Here is an 8,293-nt window from a genome sequence, read left to right as displayed (position 1 = left end):
AGGTGGGTCAAAATTGGACGCCGATGGTGGGTCAATATTCAATGCCGATTTACAGCTGAACCATATTATTCCAACGACTGGATTAAAGAGGCGCTTAAATACACTGATCTTGCCCCAAAGAAACGGACACCAGTATACGAGTAGAGGGAAGTCTAATGAAGAGATATTCGGAAGAGTTCAAGAAGGAAGCCGTTCGTTTGGCATTGAACATCGGGTAAAAATGAAAGGAGTTAAGCGCTAATGAAGCACGGGGTCGGCAGATGCTATCTTGAAGAAGTCTTTTCCGGAACCCCGGCAAGATTGATGTGGATTTTTTGAGGTAAAGATGTTAAAAGTCACGCAAGGACCAGTGGATTTTGGTAAACCGAATGATCAGCCCGACGGAAAGGTTTGGAGGTATGGAATTGGGGAACCGTTTCAGATTGCTCCTCGGCTAGCGGGAGTCTTTGTGAATATCCGCAGCGATTACGAAAAGACCTGGGATTTTGAAGCTGGTACGGACATTATTCTCTTCGATGACTTGTCCAACACCAGTCAAGCCAAGATTTACCCCGTCTCGCGCAATTACTTTGAACCGGATCCTGAAACGGGCGAAAATAAAGAGATGACCAAGTATCCTGTCCTCGGCGGGTTTATACCCTATGGAGCTAAAAGAGCCGATGGCTCCTTGCACCCTCATGCCGGCACCGGATTTGGAGTCAGCCAAGTCATCGGCTATAGCTCGATTAGAGAGAAGATTGAAGGTCCCAAACTTTTAGAATTAATTCAGTTTGCTTTCGACGGAAAGGACCTTAATATCCTCAGCAAGGAGATGATGTCCAAGGAGTATGTACCTGGGCTGACAAGCGCAATTCCCGATGGCGAAGACCTTCTCTTCACTATGTCCCACGACGACGGCTCCTCGGGCGTTACTCGCTGGAAGCATTGTCCAGATGGTTGGCACATGTCGGACTACAATCCAGTACAAGGGGCGGGAGGCACTGAGCCGAGCTTAATTCGTGATATTGATGGCTCTTTCCTGTATAATACTCGTAAGGGTTTCGATATTCTCGTATGGCGTTCGACGGATTTAGTAAATTGGACGCAAATCATCAACGCCGAACGGATCGTCGCCGGAACTCCAATCACCCTCAATCAAGCGCCCGATGGCACGCCCTATATCGTAAGCTGCCATCATCAGGAGATGTATGAGCATTCGACGGGTGGCTATTCTTTTGGTCGAGAGATATTGTGCCTCTGGCCATTAAATAATAAGCGCAACGGATTGGAACCGGGCATCGTCGTTCGAATGCCCCCCCTTGAGTTCGGTGCTCCCCCAAGCAATACCTTTTGGTTCGTGGATCATCCAATTGCAAGCACTGTTCAACTCGCAGACGGTGAATGGCACAACGTTTTGGCCTATCGCATCATGGAGTTGACTGAGATGGCAAGCATTGTTCAAATTGCTGATGGCGAAGGGCATAATGTTTTGACCTATCACTTTAAGGGACTGGCCAAGAAAACTCACGATTTTTGCATCAATGACATTGGCAACCCTCCAATTCAAACCGGTTGCTATCTCGAAGAAGTCATTTCCGATGGTCCATCCAGAGCTACGTGGAATTTTTAGAGATTTTCGGAAGAGTTCATGAAGGAAGCCGTTTGTTGGCATTGGAAAGCGGGATAAGCCATTCCTGAGTGGCTTTGGAGCATCCGCCTCGAACATCATGTTGGGAGGGACTCGGATGGAAATTGCGACTATCAAGAACTGATCTTGCCCTGATTTTTCGGACAGTGGTTACCTATGCAATGAATCAATAGAACCAGCCTACCGGAATGATTTTCAGCTTTAGCGATAGACCTCCAGTGAATGCGTGTGCTCCAGGAATAGTAAAGTAAGTAAGAAGCACTTTCTCCTTTAGAAACGTTATACTTGTGTAAGCGTAATCCTTGCTTTCATCGGTTTCAATGTTTCTGATGTTCTCCCATGTTTCTCCATCATCTCTTGAAATTGCCGCAGTCAAGGGGCAGCGCCTGCCACACATAAATTCTTCGGGATCAAAATTGTTATTCCAGATGATAAGCAAATCGCCGGTGTCAGGAATCCTCTTGATAGAAGAGGGAGCGCCTGGAGACACCAAGCTCATCGGCAGAGCTTCGGTCCATGTCGAACCGCCATCGGTTGAATACGACTTGTATATATGACCCAACTGAGTCCTTATCACCATCAATATTCTTCCATCAATCAGTTCCACTACCCCTGGCTCAAGAGCGCCAAATATCTTGTCCCTAGTAGGCGTTCCGTACCCTTTCGGAAGACTGATTTTATTGTCACTAACAACCCATGTACTTCCATTATCATCCGAGAAATAACAGAATGATTTCCATGGTTGTTCGCACCAACAATGCGGCGTGTGCGCTACAGGTACTAATAACCTTCCCGATTTGAGTTGAATGACTCTGTCGTTATTTACAACATGGTATCCTGGCTCAGCGGTTATGCGCACCGCATTTCCCCAACTCTTCCCTTCATCTGAGGATTGTGTCATATAGGCTTGACAGTCAGAAACCGAGTTCTTGTGCAGATAGAAGTGAGCGAGTACACCGGATTGAAGCTGCAACAGCGTAGGACACATGACATTCGTGTCGGCGACGTTTTCTTGTATTGCAGAGTAATCTTCCCAGCTTATGCCCTTATCCTTTGACAACATTCCGGCAATTCTACCAGGGCTGAAGTCACTACAACCTCCAAGAAACTCTTGATAAGCGATCAGCAAATGGCCATTATTCAACTCCACTACCGATCCCTCGCTATATCTCTCTCCCTCTTTGGCGGAGCGAATATACAGCTCATACAAATCGTTGTTCTTCATCTTGATGCTCCTTGAGGAAATTCAATATGCGATATCAGAGACTAATCTGTCCAAATTATGATGAAGGCCTACATTCAAATACTATGAATGTAGGATAACCAGGTCTGATAGTTTTAGCAAAACATACGCCAGCGACGCTGCCACGATTATTCTTACTATTCTCACGGATACACCTTTTCTTAGCATCCAGGCTCTTAATATTGTACCATTACTCAAATCAGAACCAGCCATCTGCTTCGTCCACGCACTCACCTTTCAGTTTTTGTCGTGGCATAGTTATGAGAAGCGATTCCTGATACTCGAACTCGCAGTAATTCTACTATTTATGGGTACTATTGCGAAGTTAAGTGGATAAAGATCGGATAAGAAAGAGTTTATAAATGCAAAAAAAATGGAGCATGATTTAGGTTTTTTGGGTAATCTTCGTGTGAATTTGTCCGAACACAATTTAGCTTTAGATAAAGGGAAGAAGTAGGCGATACGATGTCACAAGAAGAATTAGGGGAAACGACAAAGTCTCAATTAGAAAAAATGAAAACCGATCAGCCGCCAAAACGCGGCAAGCTCAAGCTTTTCATTGGCTATGCTGCTGGGGTTGGCAAAACATATACAATGTTGAGTGAAGCTCATCGTCGTAAGCAGCGTGAGATGGATGACATCGTTATTGGATTTATCGAACCCCATGGCCGGCAGCCGATTGTCGAGTTAATGGAAGGGTTAGAAATAATTCCCCCTCGAAAGACGGAGTATCAAGGCTCTGAGTTTGAGGAAATGGATATGGATGCCATCCTTGCGCGAAAGCCGAAATGGTGCTTGGTTGACGAACTCGCCCATACAAACGCGCCCTGTTCCAAGAACCCAAAGCGGTGGGAGGATGTTTATGAATTGCTTGCGGCAGGCATTAGCGTGCTGTCAACCGTTAATATCCAGCATCTCGAAAGTTTGAATGACACAGTATTTGATCTAACTGGCGTTCGAGTAAAGGAAACGCTACCCGATAGAGTTTTGAGGGAAGCAGATGATGTGGTTGATGTTGACCTGACACCGGAAGCGCTTCGTAATCGTATCGAGCGTGGTGAAGTTTTTATATCCGAAAAAGCCGAGCAGGCTTTGGAAAACTTCTTTCGAGATGAGAATTTGCTGGCGTTTCGTGAAATGACCCTTCGAGAACTTGCCGGTCGAGTTGACCAGGACTTTGAAGCGATGAAAGCGCACCATGCCCGCGTCTTTTCAAAATTTCGCGAGCGAATTGTAGTATGTATCGAACCAGGGCCGCGCGCTGCTCGCATCATACGGCGAGGCTATCGAATCGCTCAAGCGATCAACCATGAAGTTGTGGCCTTGTATGTCAAAACCCCTGTGGAAGACCTCAAGTATGCATCTGATGAAACCTTGGCTTTTTTGGAAGAAATGCATATCCCTTTGGTGGTTTTAGAAGGCGACCCAGCAGCAGAGATCGCTGAATATGTCTTAGCAAACGACATAAGCCATATTGTGATGGGCCACCTTCCTCCAAAAGGGATACTTGGGGTTTTTAAACACTCAGTCCTTCACACTCTTCTTGCCCGCATTCCGGAAGTGGATATTACCGTCGTTGGAGAACCGAGTAAGTCATCATAGAAGCGATATTGAGTGTCACGCCAGTGTTTTATTCGATGCTTGCGCCGCTTCCGGGCTGCATAGTCCAAAAGCCTAATAAATAGGCTATATAGGGGTTCCAGAATCCTAAATACTGATAGCTTCCCATAGTACCGCCTCCTTTCTTATAAGATTGGTTACATCTAATATATAAACAATAATACGCGAGAGAGTAAACTATAGCCGAGTTGCGGTTTGAGATCAGGAGGGTGATTTTGAAGAGGTACCGAGTTGCACAAGTGGGTGTGGGAGCGCGAGGGGGGCGGCATATAGAGGGATTTCTTAGAAATCCTGACCGTTTCGAGCTTGTAGCTCTCTCAGCTAAAACAAGGGATAATATTGATTTGGTCGCCAAGGAATATGGCATTGCCAATACTTATACCGATGCTGAGCAGATGCTAAAGGAAATGCAGCCGGATGTGCTGTGCTTTGTAACTCCGCCCAGTGTCCGCCTTGAGATGGTGGAGTTAGCCGCAAAATATGGGGTGAAAGGGCTTGCCTTCGAAAAGCCAATGGCTACGAGTTTGAGGGAAGCCAAGACCATTACTGACCTTTGCGTTAAGAACGGTATCAAAGCTATCGTCAGTCATCAGCAGAAGTACCTCCCCTCGATGCAGAAGCTTAAAGAGTTTGTTTGGAGCGGTGATATCGGCGATGTGGTTAATATGCACGCTACCACTTGGGCATGGCTCTCCCAACTCGGCACACACTTTATGGATTACAGCATGTGGATCAACCAAGGAGCAAAGGCGAAATGGGTGGTAGGTCATGTGCATGGGAAGACAAAACTGAGCGATTCGCATCCGGCCCCTGACTACATTTTAGGAGAAGCTTGCTTTACAAACGGGGTGAGAGGTTATATCGAATGCGGATATATCGCACCTTCCCATACTGGGCGAGAGAACTTTTGGCTGGATAACCGCCTGATGGTCCACGGCACTCATGGCTATGCCTGGGCAGAAACCGACGGACGATGGGCTGCTTTTACCAAGTCATCAAAGGGTGAGTTATTGAGCGGAATAGGCGATCCGTGGAAGGTTCAGGAGCGAGAAGGCCTCCAAGCCCCCTATCTACGCGATCTTGCAGATTGGTTAGATGACGATAGCAAAGTTCACCCATGCAATGTCGAGATAAGCTATCATGGTTATGAGATTTTAGAAGGTCTTTGTCTGAGCGCCCTAAACCAAACGCGTATCGACCTCCCCCTGGACACCGCAGAATGCGATGACACCTTCGAAAGAATGCGCCGCATCCTGCCAGATGTCCCGCCAATGAGGGAGTAGCGGAGAGGTGATGGGTGATGGGTGATGGGGAGAGTTGCAATTTTTTTAATCTAACTGAAGGCTAACCTTCTCCGTCCTTCGATACGGCTTGGAAGTTTAGGGGTACGACTTTGTTTCTTTGTAGGGGCGCCGCTTGCTGCGCCCTCCGGAGGGAAGGGCAAGCCCTGCCTTACAGCAGGAGATTAAGAGTAAGATTTTTGAAAATACACACTAACAGGAGAGTGATAAATGAGCGAGATGATACTATCGTGTACAACTTGCGCTTTAAGAGGGCCGGGTAAGGATGAGATACTGGAGACGTTCGAATGGGCGCCTAAGGCTGGGTTCAAGTATTGGGGCGTTGCTGGCCCCATTATCTGGAGTCTCAAAGAGCCTCGGTGGTTCAACTATGAACTTTGCAATAAGATGGCCAGAGAGGCCGGCCTTCTAGGACTGACTGAAGTCTACGCGCCAGGCATCAATACCAGCAGTCCTGCCGCAGCCGAAGCGCACGTTGAGGACCTTATTCTTAATTTCGAATTGGGCGTCAACCTTAAAAGCCCTCTCATGGTTTTCTCAGGCGGGAAGCGCCAACCAGGAGGTCTTGAGAATACTATTATCGGTCTTAAGAAGCTTGTCCCCATGATTAAGGATATGCCAATTCGCCTCGGCCTCGAACCGCACTTCAACAGCCAGCTTATGACTGCTGAGGACTTTGATGCGGTCTTCTCTGAAATCAAAAACCCGCAAATCGGCATCACAATTGACACTGGCCATTTCCATGCGGCCAAGGTCGACACAATGGCGTTCATCAAAAAGTATGCCGAAAGGATTTACAACGTCCACCTAAAAGACCACATCGGCACTCAGTCAGTTGCTATCGGCACGGGCGAAATTGACCTACCTGGTATTCTTAAACTCCTTCACGAGAGCAACTACAAAGGCGCTATCGCCCTAGAGCTTGAAGTGCAGGACCCAGAGAACCTACCCAAGTACGTCGCCGAAGCTTACACGTCCCTAAATAGCCTAATCCAAGCGCTATAGTCTTGTCACCAAATGCAGCACGGGCAAAAAGCCCGTGCTGCGAGATGATCTAGTAATAGATGGGAGAGCAGACATTGAAGCTTCTAGGCAAGACGACTTTAATCATATCGATAATAATTGTATTGAGGGCATCCGTTTGGGGTGCTCCATCAGATTTCTTTAATCGCTCTCGGGGTGACGAGGAGTGGGGGTTATCGTTTGGAGTTGGCCAAAACTACCGAATACCGGAGGATACCGACGTTCCTTTTATGGAATTTAACCTATTCAACATAGAGTATGAAAAATTCCTCTCTCCAAGAACAAGTATCGAATATGAACTGTCTCTTGCAGACCAAGTAAATATTGGCGACAATAAAATGCTTTCGATTTCAGCGAACTATACAAGATATTTCCTCGTCCATGGACGGATTTCGGCGAACTATAAGATCGGATTAGGTGTGATGCGTTTGCAAGATAAAGTGCCGGGGCAGGCTACAACAACCAATTTCAACGAACAAGCAGGGCTTGGCTTGGAATACGCCACTGGTTCTAACGGGGCAATTACGTTTGAAGCTACTTTCTACCACGCATCTAACGCTAATTTTCAACACCCAAATCATGGGATTAATGCAACCTTTGTCAAACTGGGCTATTGCTGGCACTGATGAAAACGGGAGCGATTACGCATGAATGAGATTCAAACCATCAATCATGAAAAAGATGGCTCCCTTCTGGTGTTAATCCCAGAGGGCGAGTTCCTTGCTGGTAGTGATAAATTCTCTGTGATCTTACCGTCGTATTATATCGCTCAGCATCCAGTAACGAATGCACAGTATGCGCGCTTTTTATCCGAGCGTCGTCCGGATCAGATTGATCTGGATAAATGGATACTACTTGATAAACATTGCTTTGTGAGGCAAGTGGGAACTTCATATGAGGCCTATGGAGGGAAGGACGACCATCCGATAGTGCGCATAAGCGCATTTGGGGCCGATGCGTACTGCGCATGGGCTGGACTGCGCTTGCCGAGTGAGCTTGAGTGGGAGAAGGGATCGAGGGGCGTTGACGGGAGAATCTATCCTTGGGGTGATGATTGGGAGGATGGGGCAAGATGCAGAAACCGCAAAACCAGGGGTACTGAACAGACATGCGGGGTATGGGAATACCCTGAAGGGTGCAGCCCTTGGGGCTTATATCAGATGAGCGGGAATATATGGGAATGGTGCGCCGATTGGCACTATATCGGAGCCTATTCCAAGTACAAGACCGGTGACCTGACCCCGCCCACAAGCGGCGGCGCACGCGTCTACCGCGGCGGCTCCTGGGACGACGGCTACAATGTCATGTTCCGCTGCGACCACCGAGACTGCTACTCTCCCTCCCGCCGCTTTAGCATCGTCGGTTTCCGCGTTGCTCGAACAGTATGATTTGTGATCTAATCGCCCATCGATATGGACTGACGGCCTACTCAGGGAACCGGATTGGATTGCCGTAAACCGACTTCGTGTCCCTGAGTAA

Annotated in this window: 7 protein-coding genes; 6 read left to right on the top strand and 1 reads right to left on the bottom strand. The window is 47.5% G+C overall.

The genetic code is table 11. The features are described 5' to 3' along the window. The first annotated feature begins 325 nt into the window (after window positions 1-325). The gene (locus WCO51_06870) at window positions 326-1,609 is read left to right on the top strand and encodes a hypothetical protein (protein MEI6512984.1); all 1,284 of its coding nucleotides are present in this window, start codon (window positions 326-328) and stop codon (window positions 1,607-1,609) included. 184 nt (window positions 1,610-1,793) lie between these two features. Here WCO51_06870 and WCO51_06865 read toward each other — a convergent pair whose 3' ends face one another. Then, window positions 1,794-2,852: a sialidase family protein gene (locus WCO51_06865; GenBank protein MEI6512983.1), complete on the bottom strand. Its 1,059-nt coding sequence runs from the start codon at window positions 2,850-2,852 to the stop codon at window positions 1,794-1,796. A gap of 483 nt (window positions 2,853-3,335) precedes the next feature. On the opposite strand from WCO51_06865, the gene WCO51_06860 reads away from it, so the two are divergent. From WCO51_06860 to WCO51_06840, 5 genes are all read left to right on the top strand, one after another. Continuing rightward, the gene (locus WCO51_06860) at window positions 3,336-4,472 is read left to right on the top strand and encodes a universal stress protein (GenBank protein MEI6512982.1); all 1,137 of its coding nucleotides are present in this window, start codon (window positions 3,336-3,338) and stop codon (window positions 4,470-4,472) included. A 233-nt stretch (window positions 4,473-4,705) separates the two neighbouring features. Next, complete coding sequence (locus tag WCO51_06855) at window positions 4,706-5,773, top strand: Gfo/Idh/MocA family oxidoreductase (GenBank protein ID MEI6512981.1); 1,068 nt, start codon at window positions 4,706-4,708, stop codon at window positions 5,771-5,773. A 228-nt stretch (window positions 5,774-6,001) separates the two neighbouring features. Then, a complete protein-coding gene (locus tag WCO51_06850) occupies window positions 6,002-6,796 on the top strand; it encodes a sugar phosphate isomerase/epimerase (protein ID MEI6512980.1) in 795 nt (264 codons plus the stop codon). A gap of 74 nt (window positions 6,797-6,870) precedes the next feature. Continuing rightward, window positions 6,871-7,440: an acyloxyacyl hydrolase gene (locus tag WCO51_06845; protein MEI6512979.1), complete on the top strand. Its 570-nt coding sequence runs from the start codon at window positions 6,871-6,873 to the stop codon at window positions 7,438-7,440. Between the two features lie 21 nt (window positions 7,441-7,461). Continuing rightward, window positions 7,462-8,202 carry an SUMF1/EgtB/PvdO family nonheme iron enzyme gene (locus WCO51_06840; GenBank protein MEI6512978.1) on the top strand — a complete coding sequence of 247 codons (741 nt, stop codon included), beginning with the start codon at window positions 7,462-7,464 and terminating at the stop codon, window positions 8,200-8,202. Window positions 8,203-8,293 lie beyond the last annotated feature (91 nt).

It is taken from the genome of bacterium (assembly GCA_037131655.1).
Lineage (GTDB): Bacteria > Armatimonadota > Fimbriimonadia > Fimbriimonadales > JBAXQP01 > JBAXQP01.
Note: the sequence above shows the minus strand (reverse complement) of the source record. Positions and strands in the feature narration are given on the sequence as shown.